The 24218-nt window shown below is 62.9% G+C and carries 22 protein-coding genes and 2 pseudogenes; 15 read left to right on the top strand and 9 right to left on the bottom strand.

Annotation, left to right across the window (positions count from 1 at the left end):
• Nucleotides 1-484: 484 nt before the first annotated feature.
• The 3 genes and pseudogenes from AACY13_RS22735 to AACY13_RS19120 all read left to right on the top strand — a co-directional run.
• Nucleotides 485-1552, top strand: a pseudogene (locus tag AACY13_RS22735) (PDC sensor domain-containing protein); the annotation flags it as partial.
• A 342-nt stretch (nt 1553-1894) separates the two neighbouring features.
• A pseudogene (locus tag AACY13_RS22740) lies at nt 1895-2410 on the top strand (methyl-accepting chemotaxis protein); the annotation flags it as partial.
• Nucleotides 2411-2489: 79 nt separating this feature from the next.
• A complete protein-coding gene (locus AACY13_RS19120) occupies nt 2490-3086 on the top strand; it encodes an NADPH-dependent FMN reductase (RefSeq protein WP_339463164.1) in 597 nt (198 codons plus the stop codon).
• 180 nt (nt 3087-3266) lie between these two features.
• On the opposite strand, the gene AACY13_RS19125 is transcribed toward AACY13_RS19120, so the two are convergent.
• The 4 genes from AACY13_RS19125 to AACY13_RS19140 are packed head-to-tail and all read right to left on the bottom strand — an operon-like array spanning nt 3267 to nt 5873.
• On the bottom strand, nt 3267-4586 hold the full coding sequence (locus AACY13_RS19125; RefSeq protein WP_339463165.1) for a sensor histidine kinase: 1320 nt from the start codon (nt 4584-4586) through the stop codon (nt 3267-3269).
• On the bottom strand, nt 4583-5251 hold the full coding sequence (locus AACY13_RS19130) for a response regulator transcription factor (RefSeq protein ID WP_339463166.1): 669 nt from the start codon (nt 5249-5251) through the stop codon (nt 4583-4585). The genes AACY13_RS19125 and AACY13_RS19130 overlap by 4 nt, the downstream gene beginning before the upstream one ends.
• Nucleotides 5251-5559: a PepSY domain-containing protein gene (locus tag AACY13_RS19135; RefSeq protein WP_339463192.1), complete on the bottom strand. Its 309-nt coding sequence runs from the start codon at nt 5557-5559 to the stop codon at nt 5251-5253. The genes AACY13_RS19130 and AACY13_RS19135 overlap by 1 nt, the downstream gene beginning before the upstream one ends.
• 5 nt (nt 5560-5564) lie before the next feature.
• Nucleotides 5565-5873: a PepSY domain-containing protein gene (locus tag AACY13_RS19140; RefSeq protein WP_339463167.1), complete on the bottom strand. Its 309-nt coding sequence runs from the start codon at nt 5871-5873 to the stop codon at nt 5565-5567.
• A gap of 184 nt (nt 5874-6057) precedes the next feature.
• Between AACY13_RS19140 and AACY13_RS19145 the strand changes: the two genes are divergently transcribed.
• From AACY13_RS19145 to AACY13_RS19170, 6 genes are all read left to right on the top strand, one after another.
• Nucleotides 6058-7137, top strand: a complete 1080-nt coding sequence (locus AACY13_RS19145; RefSeq protein WP_339463168.1) for a patatin-like phospholipase family protein — start codon at nt 6058-6060, stop codon at nt 7135-7137.
• Between the two features lie 50 nt (nt 7138-7187).
• Nucleotides 7188-8009 (top strand): hypothetical protein, encoded by an 822-nt coding sequence (locus AACY13_RS19150; RefSeq protein WP_339463193.1) that lies wholly within the window; start codon nt 7188-7190, stop codon nt 8007-8009.
• A gap of 206 nt (nt 8010-8215) precedes the next feature.
• The gene (locus AACY13_RS19155; protein ID WP_339463169.1) at nt 8216-8485 is read left to right on the top strand and encodes a hypothetical protein; all 270 of its coding nucleotides are present in this window, start codon (nt 8216-8218) and stop codon (nt 8483-8485) included.
• Between the two features lie 122 nt (nt 8486-8607).
• The gene (locus AACY13_RS19160) at nt 8608-9603 is read left to right on the top strand and encodes a GlxA family transcriptional regulator (protein WP_339463170.1); all 996 of its coding nucleotides are present in this window, start codon (nt 8608-8610) and stop codon (nt 9601-9603) included.
• 26 nt (nt 9604-9629) lie between these two features.
• On the top strand, nt 9630-9878 hold the full coding sequence (locus AACY13_RS19165) for a DUF1272 domain-containing protein (protein WP_339463171.1): 249 nt from the start codon (nt 9630-9632) through the stop codon (nt 9876-9878).
• A gap of 41 nt (nt 9879-9919) precedes the next feature.
• A complete protein-coding gene (locus AACY13_RS19170) occupies nt 9920-11092 on the top strand; it encodes an MFS transporter (RefSeq protein WP_339463194.1) in 1173 nt (390 codons plus the stop codon).
• A 67-nt stretch (nt 11093-11159) separates the two neighbouring features.
• Here the strand turns inward: AACY13_RS19170 and nfuA are convergent, their stop codons facing one another.
• Nucleotides 11160-11744 (bottom strand): Fe-S biogenesis protein NfuA, encoded by a 585-nt coding sequence (gene nfuA / locus AACY13_RS19175; RefSeq protein WP_339463172.1) that lies wholly within the window; start codon nt 11742-11744, stop codon nt 11160-11162.
• A gap of 400 nt (nt 11745-12144) precedes the next feature.
• Between nfuA and AACY13_RS19180 the strand changes: the two genes are divergently transcribed.
• Nucleotides 12145-12561 (top strand): universal stress protein, encoded by a 417-nt coding sequence (locus AACY13_RS19180; protein WP_339463173.1) that lies wholly within the window; start codon nt 12145-12147, stop codon nt 12559-12561.
• Between the two features lie 49 nt (nt 12562-12610).
• On the opposite strand, the gene AACY13_RS19185 is transcribed toward AACY13_RS19180, so the two are convergent.
• A complete protein-coding gene (locus AACY13_RS19185) occupies nt 12611-14890 on the bottom strand; it encodes a fatty acid cis/trans isomerase (RefSeq protein WP_339463174.1) in 2280 nt (759 codons plus the stop codon).
• A 167-nt stretch (nt 14891-15057) separates the two neighbouring features.
• On the opposite strand from AACY13_RS19185, the gene metH reads away from it, so the two are divergent.
• Both metH and AACY13_RS19195 read left to right on the top strand, forming a co-directional pair.
• The gene (metH, locus tag AACY13_RS19190) at nt 15058-18774 is read left to right on the top strand and encodes a methionine synthase (RefSeq protein WP_339463175.1); all 3717 of its coding nucleotides are present in this window, start codon (nt 15058-15060) and stop codon (nt 18772-18774) included.
• 225 nt (nt 18775-18999) lie between these two features.
• The gene (locus AACY13_RS19195) at nt 19000-20325 is read left to right on the top strand and encodes a diguanylate cyclase domain-containing protein (protein ID WP_339463176.1); all 1326 of its coding nucleotides are present in this window, start codon (nt 19000-19002) and stop codon (nt 20323-20325) included.
• Between the two features lie 11 nt (nt 20326-20336).
• Here AACY13_RS19195 and AACY13_RS19200 read toward each other — a convergent pair whose 3' ends face one another.
• A complete protein-coding gene (locus AACY13_RS19200) occupies nt 20337-20639 on the bottom strand; it encodes a DUF1883 domain-containing protein (RefSeq protein ID WP_090256153.1) in 303 nt (100 codons plus the stop codon).
• 148 nt (nt 20640-20787) lie between these two features.
• Here AACY13_RS19200 and AACY13_RS19205 point away from each other — a divergent pair, with 148 nt between their 5' ends.
• From AACY13_RS19205 to AACY13_RS19215, 3 genes are all read left to right on the top strand, one after another.
• Nucleotides 20788-21261 (top strand): hypothetical protein, encoded by a 474-nt coding sequence (locus tag AACY13_RS19205; RefSeq protein ID WP_339463177.1) that lies wholly within the window; start codon nt 20788-20790, stop codon nt 21259-21261.
• Between the two features lie 17 nt (nt 21262-21278).
• Nucleotides 21279-21875, top strand: a complete 597-nt coding sequence (locus AACY13_RS19210) for a hypothetical protein (RefSeq protein ID WP_339463178.1) — start codon at nt 21279-21281, stop codon at nt 21873-21875.
• Nucleotides 21876-21955: 80 nt separating this feature from the next.
• Nucleotides 21956-23002, top strand: coding sequence for an RNA methyltransferase (locus tag AACY13_RS19215; RefSeq protein ID WP_339463179.1), 1047 nt, complete (start codon nt 21956-21958; stop codon nt 23000-23002).
• A gap of 51 nt (nt 23003-23053) precedes the next feature.
• Here AACY13_RS19215 and AACY13_RS19220 read toward each other — a convergent pair whose 3' ends face one another.
• The gene (locus AACY13_RS19220; RefSeq protein ID WP_339463180.1) at nt 23054-23578 is read right to left on the bottom strand and encodes a cytochrome C; all 525 of its coding nucleotides are present in this window, start codon (nt 23576-23578) and stop codon (nt 23054-23056) included.
• 16 nt (nt 23579-23594) lie between these two features.
• Entirely contained in the window at nt 23595-24032 is a 438-nt protein-coding gene (locus AACY13_RS19225) for a hotdog fold domain-containing protein (protein WP_339463181.1), read from the bottom strand.
• Between the last annotated feature and the right edge of the window lie 186 nt (nt 24033-24218).

Genomic DNA, 24218 nt, shown 5'->3' on the forward strand with positions numbered 1-24218 from the left:
CTGTTTACTCCCGCAATTAGCTAGGTCCGCGAAGGCCGATGCCTTCTCTGGATGCAGCGCCTGTTCGGCGAAGGGCGCGTACTCTGCCCAATGCTGACCAAACTGTCAAAACAGCCGTAAATTATTTTATACAGATCGATCAGAATTTCGTTTACCCTCGCCCGTATGCCTCCTGCTGGCCTGCGTATTGCGGACTCCGCACCTAAAGAAATCCACACCCGCGCCGATAGGCGCTCCAAGCCTCGCCAATAAAAAGGTCCTGAAAATGCTGTTCAGCCGCCTCTCCATCCAGCTCAAAATCACCCTGCTCGCCGGCCTCTGCCTGCTGGCCATCGTCGCCGTCCTGGTCGGTGCCTCCGTGGTCCAGGCCTCGCGCAGCGCCGAGCTGGTCAAGCAGGCCAGCGGCAGCATGCTCGAAGAGTCGGCGCAATTGCGCATGGAAGCCCGCGGCCAGGCCCAGGCCCTGCAGATCCAGCGCTACTTTATGGATGCCTATCAGTACGGCAGAGGGGCTGCCACTCAGGTGCTGTTTATTCGCGAGCAAGCCGAAAAGCGCTTTCTCGATGCCTTCGACCTGCGCGAAGACCTGACCCGGCAAGTGCGTAGCGCCCTGCAAGCCAATCGCAGCCTGCTTGGCGTTTATGTGGCGTTCGAGCCAAACGCACTGGATGGCAAGGATGAACTGTTCGTCGATCAGGAAAGCCTCGGCAGCAACGACAAAGGTCGTTTCTCGATCTACTGGGCACAAAGCGATGACGGTGAGTTGGTTTCTGAGTCCATGACCGAGGAAAACCTCACCGATACAACACCAGGCATCAGCGGCGCTCCTTATAACGCCTGGTACACCTGCCCGATCCAGCAAAAGAAAGTCTGCCTGCTGGACCCCTATATCGATGACACCGATGGGGTGAAAACCCTGATGACCAGCATCGCCTTCCCCCTGCTGCAAGGCGACAAGGTGATTGGCGTGCTCGGCGTGGATATCAGCCTGGCCAGCCTGCAAGAACTGAGCGACAACGTGCACAACAGCCTGTTCGACGGAGCCGGACACGTCAGCATCATCAGCCCCGTCGGCCTGCTCGCCGGCCATAGCCGCGACAGTAGCCTGCTCGGCGGCAAGCTGGAAAAGGCCTATGGCGAGCAGCACGGCGAGATGCTGCGTCTGCTGCAGAACAATCGCCCCGAAGTGCTACACCACAATGGCTCCCTGCAAGTGCTCCAGCCGTTGCTGCCGATCCCCGAGTCCAAGCCCTGGGGCGTGCTGATTGAGGTGCCCGAGCAGGTGCTGCTCGAGCCGGCCACCCGCCTGGAAGCACAGATGGACGCCATGAGCAGTCGCAGCACCGCAGTCTCCCTGGGCCTGGGTCTGGCCGCCGGGGTAGTCGGGATCCTGTTGATCTGGCTCACCGCCCTGGGGGTGACCAGGCCGATTCTCGGCGTGGCGGCCATGCTCAAGGATATTGCCAGCGGCGAAGGCGACCTGACCCGCCGCCTGGACTATGCCAAGCAGGATGAACTGGGCGAACTGGCCAGCTGGTTCAACCGTTTCCTCGACAAGCTGCAGCCGATCATTGCCGACGTCAAACTAAGCGTGCAAGACGCCCGCAGCACGGCCGACCAGTCGGCCATGATCGCCAGCCAGACCAGCAGCGGCATGCAGCAGCAGTTCCGCGAAGTCGATCAGGTGGCCACCGCCTTCCAGGAAATGAGCGCCACCGCCCAGGATGTGGCGCACAGCGCCGCCCAGGCCGCGGAAGCGGCGCGCAGCGCCGACCAGGCCAGCCACGAAGGCATGAGCGTGATCGGCAAGACCACCGCGTCTATCGAACTGCTGGCCAACGAAATGAACGTAGCCATGCAGGAAGTCGAAGGCCTGGCCAACAGCAGCCAGCAGATCGGCTCGGTGCTGGAGGTGATCCGCTCGATCGCCGAACAGACCAACCTGCTGGCGCTCAATGCCGCCATCGAAGCGGCCCGCGCCGGGGAAGCCGGACGCGGTTTCGCGGTGGTCGCCGACGAGGTACGCAACCTGGCCAAGCGCACCCAGGACTCGGTGGAGGAAATCCGCCAGGTGATCGAGGGCCTGCAGAACGGCACCAAGGAAGTGGTCAGCACCATGCACAGCAGCCATCGCCAGGCCCAGGGCAGCGTCGAACAGGTCGAGCTGGCGGTGGTTGTGCTGCAGCGCATCAGCCAGGCCGTCAGCGTGATTACCGACATGAACCTGCAGATCGCCAGCGCGGCCGAGGAACAGAGCTCGGTGGCCGAGGAGATCAACCGCAACGTCGCCTCGATCCGCGATGTCACCGAGTCGATCTCAGGCCAGGCCGACGAGTCGGCGCAGATCAGCCAGAGCCTGAACAAGCTGGCCAACCATCAACAGAGCCTGATGGATCAGTTCCGCGTCTGAACTGTCACTAAAAGGCCGCCGCCTTGCGACGCAGACTAACCGCCAGTTAGTCTGCGTTTTTCATTTATGGGGGTTACATATGCTCAATATCGCTCTGGTCGCCGGCTCCGGCCGCAACAATAGCCAGTCAGGCAAGGTCGCGCGCTTTATTCGCCAGCGCCTGATCCATCTGGACCACAGCACTGACGCACAGAGCAGCCTGATCGATCTGGGCCTGGCTCCGCTGCCCCTCTGGCCCGCCGAAGATGCCGGCCCCTGGGAGCTGTACCGCAGGCAGCTGCAGGCCGCCGATGCCGTGGTGATTGTCGCCCCCGAGTGGAACGGCATGGCCTGCCCGGCGATCAAGAACTTCTTTATCTACGCCAGCAAGGCCGAACTGGCGCACAAGCCGGCGCTGCTGGTGGGGGTTTCGTCCGGCATCGGCGGGGCCTACCCGATCAGCGAGCTGCGCGCGTCGAGCTACAAGAACTGCCGCCTCTGCTACCTGCCCGAGCACCTGATCGTGCGCCGAGTCGAGCAGGTCATGAACGGCGTGGAGCCGAGCAGCGAGGACGACCAGCGCCTGCACGCGCGCCTCGATTACGACCTGGATATCCTGGCCAGATACGCCCAGGCCCTGCGCCCCGTGCGCGAGGCCATCGACATGAGTAATCCGGCATTTGCCAACGGCATGTGAGAGGGTATCTACAAATTACTGCGCTCGGCCATGCTGCGTTGAAATCAGCCTAAAATGCTCATGTACAACTCGTACACTGCGCTTTTTAGCGCTGATCTCGCCTTGCCTGGCCATCGCTCGCTACTTTTGTAAACACCCTCTGATCCAGCTCCGCCCTTGCGTGCCGGCACAGACCGTCGCTCAAGGGCTGCGGGCGGGCAGTTCGATCGATACGGCCAGACCGCCCAGGGCGCTCTCGCTCAACTGCAACTGCCCGCCCCAGGCATCGACGATGTCGCGCACGATCCCCAACCCCAGGCCATGTCCGGCGACCTGCTCGTCCAGACGGCTGCCGCGGCCGAGCACTTCCTCGCGCTGCGCCGGATTAATACCCGGGCCATCATCCTCGATGCGAATCAGATAGCCCGCCGCCGCCCGTTCGAGCTGCAGACGCACCTGGCTGTCGGCCCATTTGCAGGCGTTATCCAGCAGATTGCCGAGCAGCTCCAGCAGGTCCTCGCGGTCCCAGGGCAGACGCAAGCCGGCGGCAGCCTGCCAGTCCAGCTGCAAATGCTGGCCGTGGATCATGCGCAGGGTGGCGAACAGCTCGGGCAGCTCCAGCGCGCAGTCGAAATGCGCCCCGGGCAAGGCTTCGCCGGCCAGCCGCGCGCGCCCCAGCTCGCGCGCCACACGCTGTTCGATCTGCTGCAACTGGCTGTGCAAACTGGCCTGCAGCTCGGGCAACTGCCGCAGCTCCTCGCGCGAAGCCAGGCTGACCAGCACCGCCAGTGGCGTTTTCAGGGCGTGGCCGAGGTTGCCCAGGGCATTGCGCGAACGTTTGAGCGTGGCCTCGGTATGGGTCAGCAGATGGTTGACCTGGGCCACCAACGGCTCCAGCTCCAGCGGTACCTGCTGGTCGAGCTGGCTGCGCTGCCCCTGCTGCAGCTGCATGATCTGCTGACGCGCCTGCTCCAGCGGCCGCAGCGCACGGCCGACGATCAGCCGCTGGAACAGCAGGATCAGCACCAGGGCGGCCAGGCCAAGCCCCAGCACGACGCGCTGCACGCGGTTGAAGCTGTCCAGTACCGGGGTGTAATCGCGGGCCACATGAATCGTGATCTGCTGGCCAAAGCGTTGGTAATCCGCGCGGTAGATCAGCCATAGCTGCCCCTGCGGCCCGTCGCCAAGGGCCTGTTGCAGGCCGGGTTCGGCCATGGGCGTCAGCTCGCGGTCCCACAAGGAGCGCGAGCGCCAGGTCTGCCCGGCAAAGTCGATACGGAAATACAGCCCCGAATAGGGCCTCTGGAACGCCGCACTCAGGCGCTGCTCGTCCAGTTGCACGCCGACCGGGCCGCGCACCAGAGCGCTCAACAGGGTCTGCGTTTCATCCTGCAGACCGTCCTGCAGATAGGTCCGCAGGCTGCGGTCAAACAGCCACAGACTGCTCTGCGCCAGCACCAGACCGATGGCCAGCAGAACGCCGGCCAGACCGAGACTCAGGCGGCGCTGGATGGACGTCAAGCCACCGCTCCACTGAAGCGATAACCCTGGCCCCGGCGGGTTTCTATCACCTCGCGGCCAAGCTTGCGCCGTAGGTGGTTGACGTGCACCTCGATAACGTTGGAGTCGCGCTCGCTTTCGCCGTCATACAGGTGCTCGGCCAGGTGGCTCTTGGACAGTATCTGGCCGACATGCAGCATGAAATAACGCAACAGACGGAATTCCGCGGCCGTCAGCTCGATCTCCTGGTCGCCACGGCTGACGCACTGCCGGCGTTCGTCCAGTTGCCAGCCCGCCGCGTGCAGCTGCGGCTGGTTGGCCAGGCCATGGGCGCGGCGCAGCAGCGCCTGAATACGCAGGTGCAGCTCTTCGGGGTGAAAGGGCTTGCTCAGATAGTCGTCGGCACCGGCCTTGAGCCCTTCGATGCGCTCGGCCCAGGAACCGCGGGCGGTGAGGATCAGCACCGGGGTGGTCACGCCCCCCGCTCGCCACTCCTGCAACACCTGCAGACCCGGCTTACCGGGCAGGCCGAGGTCGAGGATGATCAGGTCATAGGGTTCGCTCGCCCCCTGATAGGCCGCATCGCGGCCATCGGCCAGCCAGTCGAGCGCATAGCCCTGGCGGCTCAGGTCGGCGACCAATTCGTCGGCCAGCGGTACATGGTCTTCAACCAGCAACAGGCGCATCAGTCATCCACCTCGTCCTTGAGCACTTCGCCGGTGCCGGCATGCAGCTCCAGCTCGCGCACCACACCCTGCTGGGTCACCAGCTCCACTTCATACACCAGCACGCCATCCTCTTCTTCCAGCTCGACTTCGAGCAGCACCGCACCAGGATAACGCTGCATGGCCACCTGCATCAGCTGATCGAGGGGCAGGATCAACCCCTCGCGGCGCAGGCGCAGGGCCTCATCCTGGTTCAGGTCACGGGCGCTGCTGAAGGTCGGCGCGACCAGCAACGCAGCCAGCAGCGTGCGGTAAAGTGCTGCGCGGATAGTCATCAGTCGTCCTGCTGGTTCTTCAGAACTTGTCCGTTGGTGGCATCCAGCTCGACGTCCCATTGCACGCCTTGGGCGTCGCGGACTTCGACCTGGTAGATATAGCGGCCGTACTCTTCTTCCAGCTCGGTCTCCTCGATCGCGCCGCCTGGATGTTGAGTCAGAACCACGGCGTTGAGTTTTTCGAAGGTCTGGATGGTGCCGGCGTCGCGCAGCTTGAGCGCCTCGTCCGGGCCGAGATCGCGAGCCTGGGCCAGGCCCGCAGTGAGGGTCAGGGCAGCGGCGGCGAATACAGCGGTCAATCGGTTCATGGTGAAGCTCCTTATGCAATGGCTTTCGACGCAGCCCAAGGTACTGCAGCGGACTTAATCCAAGCTTAAAACCCTGACTGCCGCCAATTGCCCCGTGGGCATGCTCGCATCATTCATGCGCTGAAGTGGCTTGGCCTGGGAGAGCAGCGCTCTATAATCGCTGCCTTGCGCAACGGAGGCCAGCATGAGTGCGATCTTGATCAAGTCCCCTGCCCTGACCATCAAAGCCGGCAAGCGGGCACTTGCGCGTATTCGCGAGCAGGGCCTGCAACCGGCGGACGTGGGCATTCTGCCCGGTGCCGCCGGTGGCCCCAAGGCCCTGGGCATCCAGGGCCTGGACCTGGCCCTGTTCGGCGACTGGCTGTTGCGCGCGCCGCGCGAGCGCGCCCTGATTGGAGCGTCCATCGGTTCCTGGCGCTTTGCCAGTGCCTGCCTGCCCGATGCCGCAGCCGGTATTCGCCGCCTGGGCGAACTCTATACCGCCCAGCGCTTTGCCAAGGGCGTGAGCATGGCCGAGGTGTCGCAGAGCTGCAGCCTGATGCTCGAACAGCTGCTGCAGGCCCAGGATGCCAGCATCCTCAGCAATGCCCATTACCGCCTGAATATCGTCGTGGTGAAGAGCCACGGCCTGCTCCAGCATGACCATCGCGGGGCCCTCGGCCTGGGCCTGTCCTCGGTGATCGGCAACAACCTGCTCGGCCGTGCACGCCTGGCCCGGCACTTCGAGCGGGTGATCCTGCACGATGCCCGACAGGCACCGCCGCTGACTGCGCTGCACGACTTCCCCTCGCGCTACCTGCAACTCGATAGCAGCAACCTGCGCCATGCCCTGCTCGCCTCCGGCTCCATTCCCATGGTCATGCAGGGCGTGCGCGATATTCCCGGGGCCGGCCCCGGCACCTACCGCGATGGCGGCCTGCTCGATTACCACCTGGACCTGCCCTACAGCGGCAACGACATCGTGCTCTACCCGCATTTCACCGACAAGGTGATCCCCGGCTGGTTCGACAAGGGCATGCCCTGGCGCCGTGGCGACAGCGAGCGCCTGCAGGATGTCGTACTGCTGGCCCCGTCACGCGACTACCTGGCCCGCCTACCTCATGGCAAACTGCCAGACCGCAAGGACTTCAGCCGCTACCTGGGCGACGATGCCGGCCGCCAGCGTTACTGGCGACAGGCCATGGCCGAAAGCCAGCGCCTGGGCGACGAGTTTCTCGAACTGGTCGACAGCGCTCGCCTGGGTGAACGCCTGCAAGCGCTTTAACCCCCCTCAACGATCGAGCAGTAACCGAGGCATGACCACGGATGGCCAGAATAAAACTCGCAGTCGCCATTATTCATGGCATCGGCACCCAGCCCGACCTGCGCAACGACGAGGGTCAGCACGTCTTTGCCGAGGGCCTGATTGCCGGCCTGCGCCAGCAACTCGGCAGCGAAGCCTCCGATGTGGCCTTCCAGAGCCTGTACTGGGCCAGCGTGCTGGACAACCGCCAGTACGCCTACCTGCAGCGCCTGCGCGACCAACCGGTGCGCTGGCGCTGGCTCAGACGCATCGTCACCCTGTTTCTCGGCGACGCCAGCGGTTATCGCAAGGTCAGCCAGGCCTACGACACCACCTACGAAGAAGTCCATCAGTGTCTGCGCAACGGCCTGCAGGCCCTGCGCGCCAAGGTCGATGCCGACACCCCGCTGGTGGTCCTAGCACATTCCCTGGGCGGGCATATCTTTTCCAATTTCGCCTGGGACCAGCAGCGGATCAACCAGGCCGAAAGCTGCCCCCTCGACCCCTTCCTGGCCCTGGAAACCCTTAGCGGTCTGATCACCTTCGGCTGCAATATCCCGCTGTTCACCTTCGCCTGCGACCCGGTGGTACCGATCCGCTTTCCCGGCAACTGCCTGCCCAACGCAGTACGCGAGCAGGCGCGCTGGCTCAATCTCTATGCCCCGGCCGACCCGCTGGGCTATCCGCTACGGCCCTTGCCCAGCTACGCCGCGGTGGTCGCCGAGGACCGGGCCATGCCGGTCGGCCCCTGGTACGCCCGGCACACGCCCCTGAGCCACCTGACCTACTGGCACGACAGACGTTTTCAGCGCTATATCGGCCGCTACCTTCGGCAACTGCTAAGCGCCTGCTAGGCCAGTGGAGCCCGCCGGCAGATCGCGCGCAGGTCAGGCCAACCGGGGCATTGCCCGTGAAAATGTGATTAATCGGACAATTTCTTGCATTTTTCGTCAACTATGTGACTTGAGGGTCATGGTCGGTCATCAACACCTATGACTGGCAAGCGTGAATTGACCGCCTGCCCTTGTAGATTTGGGATCAACTCGGAGAAACCGACCCCATGAACGCCCCGCTGCGTTTTAACGAAGCACTGCTGATTGCCGACCGCGCCTTTCAACCTTTCCAGTGTGTCGCCTGGGCCCCCCAGGATGGCACCGGCAACCTCAGCCTGAGCGTGATTGACCGCACCAGCACCCGCCTGCTCGGTCGCACCCAGCTGTCGAGCACGGTCTACAGCGACCCGGTGCAGTTTGCCAACCTGCTGCAACAGTCCCGCGAACAACTCAGCCAGCAAGGTTTCGCCCTGGAACCCTGGAGCATGCCGGAGTAATCCGCCCCTCGCTCGCGCCCACCCGGCGCGAGCGAAAATGGCAATATCTGTGGGCTTAATGTCCTTGTTGCCATTTACTCGATCGGCGCACACTGCATCCATTGCCGCTCAAGAACACCCCCATGGATGCCCTGAAGACCATCGCCTGCCTGCTCTACCCCAATGTCATGAGCCTGGACCTGAGCGGCCCGCTGCAGGTCTTCGCCTCGGCCAATGACGAGCGTCAGCGTCAGGGCCTGCCGCCGTTCTATCGCCTGCTGGTACTCGCTGAACAACCGGGGGCCGTTGCCACCTCGGCCGGGTTTCAGCTGGTGGCCGAGCAGGCCTGGGGCGAGACCGATCCGGCGCAGCTCGACACCCTGCTAATTCCTGGCGGCCTGGGTGAACAGGTGCAATGTCAGAACAGCCAACTGCTGGCCTGGCTAGGCGACGCCGCCCCCCAGGTGCGCCGTCTCGGTTCGGTTTGTTCCGGCGCGCTGATCCTCGCCGCCGCCGGCCTGCTCGATGGTCGCCGCGCCACCACCCACTGGGCCGATGTCGAGCAGCTACGGACACGTCACCCGCAGGTCGAAATAGCCGACGATTGCCTGCACACCTACGATCCACTGGACCCCGCCGGCAACGGTCATATCTTCACCTCGGCCGGGGTCACGGCCGGCATCGACCTGGCACTGGCGCTGGTCGAGGCCGATCTGGGCCGCCCCATCGCCCTGGCGGTGGCCAGACGCCTGGTGATGTTTCTGCGCCGCCCCGGCGGGCAGGCCCAGTTCAGTGCCCTGCTGACCCCGGACCCCAGCCGAGTGCCACGCCTGGCCGCGCTGCTCGAATGGATCCCCCTGCACCTGAGCGACGACCTGTCCCTGCCAGCCCTGGCCGCGCAGGCCCATCTGACCCCGCGCACGCTGTCACGGGTGTTCGTCCAGGAACTGGGCATGGGGCCTGGCCGCTATGTCGAACGGATTCGCCTGGAAACCGCGCGCGCCCTGCTGCAAAGCGCCCAGGCGTCGATCGGCACAGTGGCGCGCCTGAGTGGCTTCGCCCATGCGGAAAACCTGCGGCGCTGCTTTCATAAACACCTGGGCATCAGCCCCCAGGAATACTGCGAACGCTTCGCCTGACCCAGCGCAAGCCCAAGGAGCCCACCATGTTGCAACTGCGCCCCAACTGCGAATGCTGCGACCGCGATCTGCCTGGCGACTCGCCAGACGCATTGATCTGCTCGTTCGAGTGCACCTTCTGTCGTGCCTGCAACGAGCGGGTCCTGCACGGCCGCTGCCCGAACTGTGGCGGCGAACTGGTCAGACGGCCAACCCGCCCAACCGCCAAGCTGCAGCGCTTTCCCGCCTCCAGTGAGCGGGTGCTCAAGCCTGCCGGCTGCGGCATCGAGGTTTAGCCGTCAGCCACAGTCGAACTTGCCCCTGGAGCCCGCCCATGCTGCTGTTACGTAACCCCTCGATCCGTTTGTTGTTTGCCAGCCAGGCGCTGTACTGGTCGTGCTCGATGATCGGTATCACCCTGACCGCCCTGGTGGGGCTGCAACTGGCCCCACTGAATATCCTGGCAACCTTGCCGCTGTGCTTGTGGATGCTGGGCAACCTGTTCACCGTACAACCCCTGTCGCTGTTTATGCAGCGTCATGGCCGTCGCCCCGGCCTGATGCTCGGTGCCGGCGCGGGGGTATTTGGCGGCCTGCTCAGCGCCTTGGGCGTCTGGTTGGGCGACTTTATCCTGTTTTGCCTGGGTGCCCTGCCCATCGGCGCTTATCAGGCCTCGGCCATGTACTACCGTTTTGCCGCGCTGGAAGCCGCCGCTGCGACTGAAAAGGGTCGCGCCAGCGCCTATGTCATTGGCGGCGGCGTATTGGCCGCCCTGCTGGTGCCAAGCCTGCTGCAGTGGACCGCAGACCTGCTGGATGCGCCCTTTGTCGGGGCCTATCTGCTGATCGCAACCCTCGCCCTGCTGGCCCTGATACTGCTGAGCAGACTGCGCGAAGGCGCTGCACCGCCCAGGGCCAAGGCCGGATTAAAGGAATTACGCCAACTCCTGGGCAGCCCGGTGATACGTGCGGCCATCGCTACCACCGCGGTGGGCAATGGCCTGATGGTGCTGGTGATGAATGCCACGCCCCTGGCCATGAACTTCTGCGGCTTTGCCCTGGAAAGCAGCGCTCAGGTGATCCAATGGCACATGCTCGGCATGTTTCTCCCCGCCTTTCTGGCGGGCCCTCTGGTCGATCGCCTCGGCAGCCGCCGGGTAGCCCTGCTGGGCGGTGTGATACTGCTGGGCAGCGCCACTGTCGCGCTCTCCGGCCTGCAGCAGTTGCACTTCCTGTTCAGCTCGTTGCTGCTCGGGCTGGGCTGGAACCTGATGCTGGTCGCCGGCACCACGCTGCTGGCCGAAGGGCATGACGAAACCCAGCGTGGCCAGGCCCAAGGCCTGATGGAGCTGCTCAACGGCATGCTCGCCGCAGGAGCCGCGTTCAGCGCCGGCGTGCTGATCAGCGGCCTCGGCTGGAGTGCACTCAACCTGGTGATCCTGCCCCTGGTCGGCCTGGCCATGTTGATGCTGCTGCCGGCCAGGCGCAGCCTGCTGCCAGCCTCCTCTTAATGCCAATCGGCAAATCGCAGGCAGTAAAAAGGCGACCAGTGGTCGCCTTTTTATTTAACTCGACGCCTTAGTAGTAGGCGTTTTCCTTGTTGCTATGGTCGGTCACGTCACGTACGCCTTTAAGCTCGGGGATACGCTCGAGCAGGGTTTTCTCGATACCTTCCTTGAGGGTCAGGTCGACCTGGCCGCAACCCTGACAACCGCCGCCAAACTTCAGTACCGCGATACCGTCGTCGACTACGTCGATCAGGCTCACTTCACCGCCGTGGCTGGCCAGGCCGGGGTTGATCTCGGTCTGCAGGTAGTAGCTGATACGCTCGTTGATCGGGCTGTCTTCGTTGACCATCGGCACCTTGGCGTTCGGGGCCTTGATGGTCAGCTGGCCGCCCATGCGGTCGGTGGCGTAATCGACCACTGCATCTTCCAGGAAGGGTTCGCTGACCGCGTCGATCCAGGCGGTGAAACTAGCCAGGCCCAAGGCGGTGTCTTCGCCCTTCTGCTCGCCCGGCTTGCAATAGGCAATGCAGGTTTCGGCGTACTGGGTGCCCGGCTGGGTGATAAACACGCGAATGCCGATGCCCGGGGTGTTCTGCTTGCTCAGCAGATCAGCCAGATAGTCGTGGGCAGCGTCGGTAATGGTAATGGTGCTCATGGCAACTCCTCGCAAACATAGGCGCAGTGTACGCCAACCGCCCTCCCAGGATAAAGCCCGAGCGATACACTCGGATTAACCTGGCTGTAACCTGTGGTGCCGCCACGCGCCAAAAGCCTGCCGCGAACCAGGGCTTCGCCGTGAGGGTTTTCCATCCCTTGCTATACACCGCCAAAAGGCTGCCTGGCCTGGCTCAGCGCTGCGGGCAGCCTGCCCCCGATCAGACGGTCGGCGACTGGCTGGTGCCCGAGCCATCGAGGGCTGTTTCTCCAGCTCGACATCAGGACCGGAGCAACTGCGGCTACACAATGCCGCAGGCCAATCAATCATCTGCAATACTTTCAGCAAAGCAGAAGCGCCTGTTACCGCAGGAGCAATGCCTGAAAGAGGAGCGTCCCAGATGTACAAGCAGATGATGATCCCCGTCGACCTGGCCCATGTTGAGCGCCTGGAGAAGGCCCTGAGGTCTGGTGCAGACCTTGCGAAGTTGTATGACATTCCGGTCTGCTACATCGGCGTATCGGCCAATACGCCAACGGCGGTTGCGCATAACCCGACGGAGTTCAAGGAAAAACTCGAGCAGTTCAGCGTCGTCCAAGCCGAGCAATATGGTTTGAACAAGGTCAGCAGCGCCGCCTATATCAGCCATGATCCGGCGGTAGATCTGGACAGCACTTTGCTCAAGGCGGCCAAGGAATGTGGCGCGGACCTGGTGGTGATGGCCTCCCATGTTCCGGGCCTGGCCGAGCATCTATTCGCCTCGAACGCGGGATATTTTGCCTCCTACTCCAAGGCCACGGTGTTGGTTGTGCGCTAAATAACAGGCGACCACGCGTCCGCCTTGCGCCAGTCACTGCTGGCGGGCTTCAGAGGTTCTGGTAGCGGTTCATATCCAGCACGCCGGCCTCGACCGGCTCGGTTTCCGAGATATAGGCCGACATATCGTGGAAATAGCGCCAGAACTCGGGGTGAGTTCGGCGAATGCCCCAGCGCTCGACAACTTTCTCGAAGGCCGCTGCATCACGGGCCTGCTCCAAAGCGGTGACAAACTCAGCCGTCTGCTCCACCTGCACATTGAAGATAAAGTTCGGGTAACTGCTGAGCACCCCTGGGTACACCGTCAGGGTATCCAGCGCCGGCTGGTAGCGCAGCTCCTCGCCAAGCATAAAAGCCACGCTGCTGTGCGCGCGGTTGCGCAGCAGGCTGTACACCTCGCGTCGACCATCGGCCAGTTCCAGCCGTAGCAAGGTTGCCTCCGGCAAGTGTTCGATCACCTTGAGTCCGCCGGCCGGTTTGGCTGCCAGCCGGCTCAAGGACTGTTCGGCACGCTGCAACTCGGCATCCAGCCCCGGGCGATGGCAGTGCGCGCCCGTGCAGCGGTTAAGCGGATCAGGCCGGACATTCAGGCTGCCGTAGCGCTCCAGCAGGGTCTCGGCAAAGCCGCGTTTGGGATCGCTGCCGGGCAGGCGCAAGGCGCTCGGGCTTTTTCTATCTATGGCCTGGTAGTCCAGCCAGATCTTCAGCTTGCCGCTGCTCTGGTACCAGTCGTTGAGGTAGCCCTGGCGCGACTCGGCCGGCATAAGCCGGAGGAAATTGACCTCGGCACCGTTGCGGATCAGGTCGAAGTACAGCCGTGTCTGCGCCTGATGGGAGACATTGCCGAACACGTCGAAATTCACCACCAACTGGTAATAGGTGCGCTCCAGCAGCGGAAAATCCAGCCACCAGAGGGTCTGCGGCACCTCGCCGATCAGGCCTTTGCGCACCGACGCGCTGTCGTGCTGGCGGAAGACCGACAGCAGCGCATTGTCGTTGCCGGCCCAGATATGCGACCAGCTCGGCGCGGGCGCATCGGCGTAGCGTTGCATGCGCAGCGCTTCGTACTCATTGCGCTTGTCGCGGTAGGTGCGCCATAGGCCGAGCAGATCGCCGATGCTGTCCAGCTGACCGGGCATGGCCAGCAGGTCTTTAGCCTGCTCGCGGTACTCGGGGTCGGTGATGTAAAGGTCGTGCTGCGGATCCTGGAAAACCGCCCAGAAGTTATCGCGAATCACATCCGTGGCAATCTGCCCACGGCACACCGGGCCACGGATAAAGGTACGCACGAAGTATTCGGCGTTATCCAGCATGAACTGGTAACGCGCCTGCGGCGGAATCGCGGCAAAGGTCTCGAATGGATTGGCGCGGCGCAGCAGGCTATAGCCCGGCACCGCATCCGCCTGCCAATCCGTGGCGAAGAACAGCTCTTTGACCCGCGCCAGCTTCGCCGCACTGAGCCCATAGGTGATATGGGTCTTGTGCACTATCGAGCCCTGCACTGGCGTCAGGCGGTAGTGAAACTCGCTGCCCGGGTCATCATTGGGCAGGCGCGTGGCGATAACATCGACCGGCTTACCGCTGGGGGTACGCGAACGCACCAGCTGGAAGAAATGCCCCGGCTCGCCGCCGGCAAAATGCAAATGGGCAAGAAACAGGTGCTCGTACAGCCAGCGCGAAACCAGCGCTTCGCGGGCACCGGGGGCGTTCATAAAGGCTTCCCAGCTGGCGATCTGCTGCGCCTCTGTGGCACTGGCCTGCAGTGCCTGCTGATCCACTAGCGCGCCCTGCTCCAGCCAGTTTTGCAGCGTCTGGTAATCGGCCTCGCTCAATCCGGTAACGGCGAACGGCATGCCGGCTTGCGGATTCTTCCGGGCAAACGCGTCGAACTCCTCCGGCAGCGGGCATTGATTGACCCGCGTGATGCCGATATCGAGCGTCGCGGGCAGCTTGCTGTTGGCGGCAAACGGCTGCCGGTGGCCCAGCTCCAGCATGCGTGCCAGCAGAGCGGCCTGGCTACCCTGTGGCTCCAGCACCGAGGTAAAGCCCTTGCGCTGCCAGGCCGCTGCGCCTTGGGCATCGACAAACAGGCGAGTGGTCGCCTGCGCCTGGGTGCGTGTGCCGTTGTACACTGTGGCCTTGCTGGCACCGCGCTGCGCGCCTTCGCCACTGCCCAGGTTGAGTTGGCAGGCAGCGTCGTAGCAGGCATGGCAGGCCACGCAGTTCCTGGTAAAAATCGGTTGGATATCGCGGCTGTAGGAAATGGGTTCGGCAGCCTGCAATAGGCCGATGAACAAGCAACACGCGCCAAGCAGTAAGCGGCATAACATGGGGATGCCTCTAAAATGGCTCAAGAGCCGATTCTAGCCGGCGCGGGCTAGGCAAGGCCAATCGGCGAACATGAGCGAGACTCATGTAAAAGCGCAGCCCACTGCAAAAGCGTGCAGCTTTGTTATCATCACGCATCTTTTTTCACGCGTCCCAGGTAGTTCTCTCCATGTCTCTGTCCGATCGCAGCGCCCGCCTCCATGCACTTCAGCAAGCCCTGAAGGAACGCATCCTGATCCTCGACGGCGGCATGGGCACCATGATCCAGAGCTACAAGCTGGAAGAAGAGGACTACCGTGGCGCGCGCTTCGCCGATTGGCCGCAGGATGTAAAAGGTAACAACGACCTGCTGATCCTCAGCCGCCCGGACGTGATCGGGGCGATCGAGAAGGCCTACCTGGATGCCGGCGCGGACATCCTGGAAACCAACACGTTCAACGCCACCCAGGTATCCCAGGCCGACTACGGCATGGAGAGCCTGGTGTACGAGTTGAACGTCGAGGGCGCACGCCTGGCCCGCAGCGTGGCCGACGCCAAGACCCTGGAAACCCCGGATCGCCCGCGTTTCGTCGCCGGCGTGCTCGGTCCTACCAGTCGTACCTGCTCGATCTCCCCGGACGTGAACAACCCCGGCTACCGCAACGTCACCTTCGACGAGTTGGTGGAAAACTACGTGGAAGCCACCCGCGGCCTGATCGAAGGCGGCGCGGACATGATCCTGATCGAAACCATCTTCGACACCCTCAATGCCAAGGCGGCGATCTTCGCCGTGCAGCAAGTGTTCGAGGATGATGGCGTCGAACTGCCGATCATGATCTCCGGCACCATCACCGACGCCTCCGGCCGCACCCTGTCCGGGCAGACCACTGAAGCGTTCTGGAACTCGATCAACCACGCCAAGCCGATCTCCGTGGGCCTGAACTGCGCCCTCGGTGCCAAAGACCTGCGCCCGTACCTGGAAGAGTTGTCGGCCAAGGCCGGCACCCACGTGTCGGCGCACCCCAACGCCGGCCTGCCGAATGCTTTTGGTGAATACGACGAAACCCCGGCTGAAATGGCGGCGGTAGTCGAGGAGTTCGCCGCCTCGGGCTTTTTAAACATCGTCGGCGGTTGCTGCGGCACCACGCCGGCGCATATCCAGGCGATTGCCGAAGCGGTGAGCAAATACCCGCCGCGGGCCATTCCGGATATTCCCAAGGCCTGCCGCTTGTCGGGCCTGGAGCCCTTCACCATCGACCGCAACTCGCTGTTTATCAACGTCGGTGAACGCACCAACATCACCGGTTCGGCCAAGTTCGCCCGGCTGATCCGCGAGGACAACTACACCGAAGCCCTGGAAGTCGCCCTTCAGCAGGTAGAAGCCGGTGCCCAGGTGATTGACATCAACATGGACGAGGGCATGCTCGATTCGCAGAAGGCCATGGTCACCTTCTTGAATCTGATCGCCGGCGAGCCGGACATCTCCCGCGTGCCAATCATGATCGACTCCTCCAAGTGGGAAGTAATCGAAGCCGGCCTCAAGTGCATCCAGGGCAAGGGCATCGTTAACTCGATCTCGATGAAGGAAGGCGTTGAGCAATTCAAGCATCACGCCAAGCTCTGCAAGCGCTACGGCGCAGCCGTGGTGGTGATGGCCTTCGACGAAGCCGGCCAGGCCGACACCGCTGCGCGCAAGCGCGAAATCTGCCAGCGCAGCTACGACATTTTGGTCAACGAAGTGGGCTTCCCGCCGGAAGACATCATCTTCGACCCGAACATCTTCGCCGTGGCCACCGGCATCGAGGAACACAACAACTACGCGGTCGACTTTATCGAGGCCTGCGCCTATATCCGCGACCACCTGCCCCACGCCCTGTCGAGCGGCGGGGTGTCCAACGTGTCGTTCTCCTTCCGTGGCAACAACCCGGTGCGCGAGGCGATTCACTCGGTGTTCCTCTACTACGCGATCCAGAACGGCCTGACCATGGGCATCGTCAACGCCGGCCAGCTGGAAATCTACGACGAGATTCCCAAGGAACTGCGCGACGCGGTGGAAGACGTGGTGCTCAACCGCACCCCGAACGGCACCGAGGCCTTGCTGGCGATTGCCGACAACTACAAGGGCGACGGCAGCGTCAAGGAAGTCGAAACCGAAGAGTGGCGTACCTGGAACGTGGTCGATCGCCTCAAGCACGCACTGGTCAAGGGCATCACCAGTCACATCATCGAAGACACCGAGGAATGCCGCCAGCAGTGCGCGCGCCCCATCGAGGTGATCGAAGGCCCACTGATGGCCGGGATGAACGTGGTCGGCGACCTGTTCGGTGCGGGCAAGATGTTCTTGCCGCAGGTAGTCAAGTCCGCCCGAGTGATGAAGCAGGCGGTCGGTCACCTGATCCCCTTTATCGAGCTGGAAAAAGGCGACAAGCCGGAAGCCAAGGGCAAAATCCTCATGGCCACGGTAAAAGGCGACGTGCACGACATCGGCAAGAATATCGTCGGCGTGGTCTTGGGCTGTAACGGCTACGACATCGTCGACCTCGGCGTGATGGTGCCGGCGGAGAAAATCCTGCAAACGGCCATCGCCGAGAAGTGCGACATCATCGGCCTGTCCGGTTTGATCACCCCGTCGCTGGATGAGATGGTCCACGTAGCCCGCGAAATGCAGCGCCAGGGCTTTAGCCTGCCATTGATGATCGGCGGCGCGACCACCTCGAAAGCCCACACCGCGGTGAAGATCGAGCCCAAGTACCAGAACGATGCGGTGATCTACGTCACCGACGCCTCCCGTGCGGTCGGCGTGGCCACCCAGTTGCTGTCCAAGGAATTGAAAGCCGATTTTGTCGAGCGCACCCGCCTGGACTACATCGAAGTACGCGAGCGCACCGCCAACCGCAGCGCCCGCACCGAACGTTTGAGCTACGCCAAATCGGTGGAGAACAAACCCAAGTTCGACTGGGCCAGTTATCAGCCCACCGTACCGAGCTTTACCGGGGTCAAGGTGCTGGACGACATCGACCTCAAGGTGCTGGCCGAATATATCGACTGGACGCCGTTCTTTATCTCCTGGGACCTGGCCGGCAAATACCCGCGCATCCTCACCGATGAAGTGGTCGGCGAAGCCGCTACCGCGCTGTTCGCAGATGCCCAAGCGATGCTGAAGAAGCTGATCGACGAAAAACTCATCAGCGCCCGCGCCGTGCTCGGCTTCTGGCCGGCCAACCAGGTGCAGGACGACGACCTGGAGCTGTATGGCGACGACGGCCAGCCCCTGGCCAAGCTGCACCACCTGCGCCAGCAGACCATCAAGCCGGACGGCAAGCCGAACTTCTCCCTGGCCGACTTCGTCGCGCCGAAAGACAGCGGCATCACCGATTACGTCGGCGGTTTTATCACCACCGCCGGCATCGGTGCCGAAGAAGTGGCCAAGGCCTACCAGGACGCCGGCGACGACTACAACTCGATCATGGTCAAGGCCCTGGCCGACCGCCTGGCCGAAGCCTGCGCCGAATGGCTGCACCAGCAGGTACGCAAGACCTACTGGGGCTACGAGCCGGACGAGCAGCTCTCCAACGACGAGCTGATCAAGGAGGCCTACAAGGGCATCCGCCCTGCCCCCGGCTACCCGGCCTGCCCGGACCATACCGAGAAGAAGACCCTGTTCAATCTGCTCGACCCCATCGCCGAATTCGACAAGGCCGGCCGCAGCGGCGTGTTCCTCACCGATCACTACGCCATGTTCCCTGCCGCCTCGGTCAGCGGCTGGTACTTCGCCCACCCGCAGGCGCAGTACTTCGCCGTGGGCAAGATCGACAAGGACCAGGTGGAAAGCTACACCGCGCGCAAGAAGCAGGATCTCAACGTCAGCGAACGCTGGTTGTCGCCAAATCTGGGGTATGACAACTAAGCGATTGCCAAGCCCACCATTTGCGCAGGGACGTCAGAATATCGGCATGTTCGAAGCACTTCGCGGCAAACGCAGCCATACCGGCAAATCCGGCGGCTAAAGTCGCGCCGGTCAGCCACGCGCCAAGCGCTACATGGCTATAGCCAACCGGCGCAAGAGCGCAGGCATAATGCCGGCAAGCCCCTGTTATCCTGCGGCCTCAGCCACCTTGCGATACGGAAGTGCATGCCTCTAATCATCCTTGCCCTCGCCGCCACCCTGCTGCTCCTGGCCCTACTGGTCAGACTGATTCGCCGTGAGCGCCGGGCCCGGCAACGGCTGGAAACCCACGGCCAGCTGTTCGACAAACTGGCCGATGGCGTCCTGCTAATTGATCGCGCCGGAATTATTCGCCAGCACAACGCAGCGGCGTCCCAATTGCTCGGTAAAACCGGCGACGAACTGCTCGGCTTACGCCTGACCGACTGTTTGCCGGAACTGAATGCAGTCGAGCCCCTTGGCGCGGCACCAAGCCGGCAGATTGTCAGCGCTAGCGGCAGCCGATTGCCACTTGAGGTCTCCTGCCTGGGAGCTGGCCATGCAGACAGGCTTATCCTGCTGCAGCCGGGCAGCGAGCCTGGACGTTCACTGGAAGATGCCGAGCGTTTCAAACGCAGCCAGTACTTCGCCCGGATCGGCACCTGGGACTGGGATATCGACACCAACCGCCTGTACTGGTCGGAGGCGATCTACGCCATGTTCGGCCATGCGGTGGGCGCGGTAACACCGAGCTACGAACTGTTCTGCGCCAGCGTGCACCCCGATGATCGTGAGCGTGTGCGTGCAGGCGAACTGCGCTGCATCGAAACCGGCGAGAACCACGACGAGGAATATCGCGTGGTCTGGGCGGACGGCAGCGTGCGCTGGTTGCGCGAGACCGGCAACGTGGTGAAGAACCCACAGGGTGTGGCCGTGAAGATGATGGGCGTGGTGCGCGACATCACCGAAGAGAGAGCCTGGGCCCAGCAGATGCACCAGCTGGCGCACCACGACGTGCTGACCGGCCTGCCCAACCGCCTGCTATTCGAGGACCGTCTGGGCAACGCCCTGGAGCGCGCGCGGCGCAATGCGACGCGAGTGGCCCTGGTGTTTATCGACCTCAACGGTTTCAAGGCGATCAACGATGTCCACGGCCATGCGGTCGGCGATCAGGTACTGGTCGCCACGGCGCAGCGCCTCAAGAACACGCTGCGCGAATCCGACAGCGTGGCGCGCATCGGCGGCGATGAATTCGTAGTAATCCTCGAAGGCCTGGCCTTGAACGGCAGCCTTGAGAAAGAGGCCCGCGCTATCGGCGAGAAAATCTTCGCGGCGCTAGCCGCCCCCCTCGACCTCGCCAGCTGCCCGCAGCGCATCAGTGCAAGCCTGGGTATCGCGATATTCCCGGACCACACGCCGAGCATGGACCGGCTGATTCACATCGCCGATCTGGCGATGTATGAAGCCAAGCGCAGCGGCGAGAACCAGTACCGCCTGGGCAACGACAGCCCGCAACACGCCAGCGCCGAGTAGCGCCCGCGCACTCAGCTCAGGCGCGAAGTGGACTTGCGCACGATTTTGATCGAATGCTTGAGCGTCGGCTTGCGCGTCACGCTGATGGCCTTGCGCGAGACCGTATCGATGGTGATATTCCAGAAGCCGCTGCTGGGCACGGTAATCTTCGCCGGAAATGTATCGAACGCGCCGCCGTGGTAGGTGTGCCGGCCACCATTCTTGAAGCTGCGGAAGTTGGCATCGCTCATCAGGCGAATATTGCAGGTCTGCGAGCACTCGATCACGACGACATCGTCTTCGTTGAGGTGCTCGCGCTGGTGTATGAATTTCATGCTGTGTCCCCACACATTTTTCCGGGGCGCGACCATAGCACAGCCGCACGTCGGCACGCTGATGCATCGCCATGCTAACCTTAGCCAGTCGGCTGCAACCAAGCCGGCAATATCCTCATTATCAGTCACACCCGGACAAGGACGCCCCATGCACCGTCGGCTTTTGCTGCTTTTTCCTCTGTTTGTCACCGGTTGCAGTACGCCCAGCTACTTCGAGGCGGTGCAGCCGTCCAGCCCTCAGCACGCGGTGCTCTACCTGTATCGACCGGAAGCCAGCAACCCAGGGCTGATGCAGCCGCTGCGCTACAACTACCCGGAAGTATTTATCGACGGACAGAGCATCGGCACGCTGAAATTCAACAGCCATCGACATGTCGAGCTGGCACCGGGCAAACACAGCGTACGCATAACCGGGCTGAGCCCAGCCGCCAAGTGGGAACCCCGCGATATCGAGCAATCGCTCACCCTCAAACCGACACAAATCGCCTACCTGAAGCTGAATGTGCAGTATCAGCTGGATGAAATGGTGCTGGGCCAACCCGGGCCCCGCTATAACATCCGCCTGACCCCGATGCGCAGCGAAGACGCCGTCTACGAGATTCGCCACACCAAGTCGCAATAACCTTCAGGAGAACCAGCATGCTCACCATCAAAAATCTTGGATTTCTACTTCTCAACGCGTCACTTCTCACCGCCTGCAGCAGCCAGATGCAGACTGGCGATGCCCGCAACACCCAGGTCACTCAAGAAGGCGTACCGGGTGGAGTGGCCACTCAAGTTGAAGAGATCAACGCTGTGGTCAGCGCCATCAACTACGCCACCAGCAGTGTCACCCTGGAGGATGCGCAGGGCCATCAGAGCAGCTTCACCGCCAGCCCGGAAATGATCAACTTTCCACAATTGAAAGTCGGCGACAAGGTCAATGCCACCGTCGTTCTGGAACAGATGGTGTACCTGCGTGACGCCGGGGCGGCAAGCACAGACAGCGCCGCTGGCGTGATCGCCGCAGCGCCTGCCGGCACCAAGCCGGGCATGCTGGTTGCCGACAGCGTCGAGATCGTCGCCGTGGTCAAGGCCATCGACACCACCCTACAGACCGCCACCCTGGAGTTCACCGACGGCACCCGTAAGACGGTAAAGGTACGTCCGGACGTGCAGCTCAAAACCGAACACCTCAATCGTCAGGTGGTCATTCGCCTGAGTTCGGCGCTCGCCATCCGCGTAGAAGCCCAGTAGCCCGCAACGCTCGCGGACTCCGGTCCGCCGAGCCGGCCACGCTTCGCCGCCAAGGCGCACAGTGGTAGCATGCGCGCCCCATGCATATTCACGACTTTCACCAGCACCTCACCGATCTCGGTGCCAAGCCCCTGCACATCGGGCGGATCACCCGTGCCTGGCTGCAAGGCAAGCCGCTGGACACCGGCACGCGTAACCAGAAGACCGAGAACTTTCTGCCACTGACGGTGCGCAATGCCCTGCCGCAGTTGAGCCGCGAGCTCGACGGCCTGGCCCGTTTGAGCGCCGAACACCCGGCCAGCGACGGTTCAGCACGCCTACTGGTGGAGCTGGCAGACAAGCAGATGGTGGAAAGCGTGCTGCTGCCGCGCGACGGCCTATGCGTATCCAGCCAGGTCGGTTGCGCGGTGGGCTGCGTGTTCTGCATGACCGGCAAGAGCGGCCTGCTGCGCCAGCTGAGCACCGCCGAGATCGTCGCCCAAGTGGCTCTGGCGCGGCGCTTTCGCCCGGTGAAGAAAGTGGTCTTCATGGGCATGGGCGAACCGGCGCACAACCTGGATAACGTGCTGCAGGCGATCGACCTGCTCGGCACCGAAGGCGGTATCGGCCAACGCAACCTGGTGTTTTCCACCGTTGGCGACCCGCGGGTGTTCGAGCGCCTGCCGGCACAGCGGATCAAACCCGCCCTGGCGCTGTCGCTGCACACCACCGATGCCGAACTGCGCCAGCAACTACTGCCCCGCGCACCGCGTATCGACCCCGAAGAGCTGGTGGACCTGGGCGAACGTTATGCCCGACAGATCGACTATCCGATCCAGTACCAGTGGACGCTGCTCAAGGGTATCAACGACAGCCAGGACGAGATGGACGGCATCCTGCGTCTGCTCAAGGGCAAGTACGCGATCATGAACCTGATCCCCTACAACAGCCTGGAAGACGATGCCTATCAACGCCCCGATGGCGACCGTATCGTGCAGATCGTGCGCTACCTGCACAGCCGCGGCGTGCTGACCAAGGTGCGCAACTCCGCGGGCCAGGATATCGATGGCGGCTGCGGACAGTTACGTGCCCGCGCCAGCCACCTGCTCGACAGCCGTGCGCTGCACCGGGTCACGCCACGGGACTGAGCCGAGGCCTGCCGCTATGTAACCCGGCACATGGCCAAACAGGTATAGCACTCAGGGGCCCGTCGGAAACTGTACATAGGCGGTTTTCGGCTCCTGCCCAGGAGGCACATAGGCTGGGGCCGCCTCGCCTGCCGCGCCCAGATGGCGAATATAGCGATAGATCGCGGTCAGATCGGCGTCGCTCATATCGCGCAGGTTGAACCAGGGCATGGGCGGCCGCCAGGCCGTCCGAGCATGGCTGAGCCAACGCTGCTCATCCAGCTGCTGCACGACCTGGCGCAGATTCCCCGCGTAAGTCGTACCCCAGGGCCCCCGCCAGCCCAGGCTGCTGCCCGTCAGCCAGGCTTGCTCATCGATCTGGCCTCCCGACTCCGGATAGCCCTGAGTATGGCAATCGTTACAACCGCTGGTCTGCACCAGGTAACGTCCACGTTCGATCGCAGGCTCCGACACCTGGTCTTGCGCCAGGGCGCTGTCGAGCCCCGCGATACCGGTCAGGAGCAGAATCAGCCATAGACTGATCCAGCGTTTGTCCGCTGGCGGATAGTGCACCACGGTCATGCTGAATGCTGTCATGACTACAATCCCCCATTCAGGCCTGACTGACGTACATATTGATCTGCGCACGGAACACGGCTTTGTCGCCGACATAGGCCGTAACCGGCACTGTCAGATCACCCAGAGCGCTCCAATCCACTTCACTGCCATCTGCGACGGCGCGGATATCGCCATCGGCCTTGGCCAGGTACTCCACCGTCATGCCCTTGGGAATCCAGCGACGGCCTTTGCCGATGGACGCATCGGTCATGGTCCCCGCCGCCAGCTCCGCCGCATTGCACAGTGCAATAGCGTGCACGGTACCAATATGGTTGAGCACCTCGCGGCGCTTGGCAAAGGTGACTTCGGCATAACCGGCCCGCAGTTCGACGAACTGCGGATCTATGCTGGCGAAGTACGGCGCGACCTCGCGGATCATGGCGCTGAACTGTTTGGCACCAACGCTCTGGTACAACTGGAGGGTCTGACTCATGGGATATTCCTGTCGGTATAAGGGCTGATAGAGATTGCGCGCCGAGCCAGTATACAAATACAAGAATATTTTTCTAGAATTATTTTCTAGCAAGCCCTCACCTTCCCATAACCACCTTGTGCCGATCTGGAACGGAGTGGCGCAGTACGACTAAGCTTAATCAACCATCGCGGTTGATCTTCAATG

This window comes from Pseudomonas sp. EA_105y_Pfl2_R69 (genome assembly GCF_963970915.1).
In the GTDB taxonomy this organism is placed as follows: Bacteria; Pseudomonadota; Gammaproteobacteria; order Pseudomonadales; family Pseudomonadaceae; genus Aquipseudomonas.